The following is a 2,439-nucleotide window of genomic DNA, read 5'->3' as shown; positions in this document are numbered from 1 at the left end:
CCTGCGCGGCGTCGGCCGGTTCGGCGAGGTCGCCGTCGAGTGCGCCCACGGCTCGGTCGAGCTGGACGAGGCCGGGTCCCTGCGCCTGACCACGCAGTCCGGCGACGTCACCGTCACCCGCCTGACCGGTCCCGCCGAGATCACCACCGGCAAGGGCGACATCCGCGTCGCCGAGGCCGTGCGCGGCGAGGTCGTGCTCACCACCGGGTCCGGCGACGTCTCGGTCCACGCGGCGACCGGCGTGAGCGCCTCGCTGGACGCGGGCACCGCCCACGGCCGCGTCAGCAACTCCCTGCGCAACACCACCGGCGCCGCCGACCTGGCGATCCGCGCCACCACCTCCCACGGCGACATCGCCGCCGCCAGCCTCTGATCCCCCCTATCTGACAAGGAGAACCCGCCGTGGACCTCACCGGGAACTACCGCACCGCCGAACTCCTCCTCCGCCGCCCGGCCCGCCCCGGTGAGCTCGTCGTCGGCGACAAGGTCCGTCCGCAGTGGATCGACGGCGGCGCCCGCTTCTGGTACTCGGTCGACACCCCCGACGGCAAGCGCCACACCCTGGCCGACCCGGCGGCGGGCGCCCGCACCGACCTGACCGAGCAGGCCCTGACCGACCTCCTGGCCGCACAGCAACCCCCGCCGCCGATCGCGCCCCTGGAGGTGCCGTCCCCGGACGGCAGGCACGCGATCTCCAGGCGGGGCGACGACCTCTGGACCCGCGCCCTGCCCGACGGCGCCGAGCGCCCGCTCACCACCGACGGCGCCCCGGACCACGCCTATGGCACCAGCCCCCAGGCCCTGGGCAACGCCACCCTGCTCCGCAAGATCGGCCTGCCCCACCTGCCGCCCGCCGCGGCCTGGTCCCCGGACTCCACCAGGGTCCTCACCCACCGCACCGACGAGCGCCTGGTGCGTCGGGAGATCCTGGTCGAGTCCGCCCCGCCGGGTGGCGCGGCCCCGCGCACCCACCCCCAGCGCTACCCGCACGCGGGCGACGAGCACCTGCCGCTGTGCGAGCTGGTGGTCCTGCACGTCGAGACGGGCGAGGTGGTCCGCTCCCAGGGCGAACCGCTCCGGACGGCAATGCTCTCCCCGGTCGCGGCCGGGTGGGCGTGGTGGTCCGAGGACGGCGCGTCGGTCTACTACCTGAGCCAGCCGCGCGACCGCAGAACCCTGTCCCTGCACCGGATGGACCCGGCCACCGGCACGGTCACCACCGTGCTCAGCGAGTCCGGCCCCACCCGCGTCGAGCCGAACCAGTGGGCGTACGAGCCGCCGATCGTGCGGGTGCTGGCGGACGAGGTCCTGTGGTACTCGCAGCGCGACGGCTGGGGCCACCTCTACCGCCACGACCTGCGCACCGGCGAGCTGCTCGGGCAGGTGACGTCGGGGGAGTGGGCGGTGCGGCGGATCCTCCGCGTGGCCGACGGCGTCGTGCACTTCACCGCCTCCGGCCTGGTCCCGGAGGACCCGTACCGGCGCACCACGTGCAGCGTCCGCCTGGACGGCACCGGGTTCACCCCGCTCACCGACGACGCCTTCGACCACGCCGTCACCCCGGCGGCGGACTTCTACCTGGACTCGATGTCCACTGTGGACACCCCGCCGGTGACCGTGGTCCGCGACTGGTCCGGAGAGGTCCTGCTGGAACTGGAACGCGCTTGCGCGGACGCCCTGACCGCCACCGGCTGGACCCCGCCCCAGCGCTTCCGCGTCAAGGCCGCGGACGGCGTCACCGACCTCTACGGCACGCTCCACCTCCCGCACGACTTCGACCCGTCCCGCAGCTACCCGGTGGTGGACACGATCTACCCCGGCCCGCAGGTCACCAGGGTCGACCCGTGCTTCGACCCCGGTGGCATGGGCCTGGACGCGGACCCGTTGGCGGCACTGGGCCTCGTCGTGCTCGCCCTGGACGGCCGGGGCACGCCAGGCCGCGACAAGGCGTTCCACGACGCCTCCTACGGCCGCCTCGCGGACGGCGGCAACCTGGCCGACCACGCCGCGGCCCTGCGCCAGCTCGCCGAGACCCGCCCCTGGCTCGACCTGACACGCGTGGCCGCCTTCGGCCACTCCGGAGGCGGCTACGCCTCAGTCCGGGCCGTGCTCGACCACCCCGACCTCTACCGGGTGGGCGTGTCCCTGTCCGGCTACCACGACGCGACCACGTTCAGCGCCGACTTCATCGAGACCTACGACGGCGCCGACAACCCCGAGGCCTGGGCCCGAACCTCCAACACCGCCCTGGCGGACCGCTTGCAGGGCAAGCTCCTCCTCGTCCACGGCGAGCTGGACGACCGGGTCCACCCCACCCACACCCTGCGCCTGGCGGACGCCCTGGTGGCCGCGAACAAGCACTTCGACCTGCTGAGCGTGCCGGGCGCGGAACACGCCTTCATCGACCACCTGTCCGACGTCCGAACCCGCTGCAGGGAC

Annotated in this window: 2 protein-coding genes; both read left to right on the top strand. The window is 74.3% G+C overall.

Going from position 1 to position 2,439, the window contains the following annotated elements; all coding sequences use genetic code 11:
- Positions 1 to 373, top strand: a 373-nt coding sequence (locus ACTUAL_RS14945; RefSeq protein WP_440900670.1) for a DUF4097 family beta strand repeat-containing protein, incomplete at its 5' end; no start/stop codon positions are given.
- A 29-nt stretch (positions 374 to 402) separates the two neighbouring features.
- A partial coding sequence (locus ACTUAL_RS14940; protein ID WP_440900669.1) for a prolyl oligopeptidase family serine peptidase occupies positions 403 to 2,439 on the top strand: 2,037 nt, incomplete at its 3' end.

The sequence above is a fragment of the Actinosynnema sp. genome (assembly GCF_052038725.1).
This window is presented reverse-complemented; position numbering and strand designations above follow the sequence as displayed.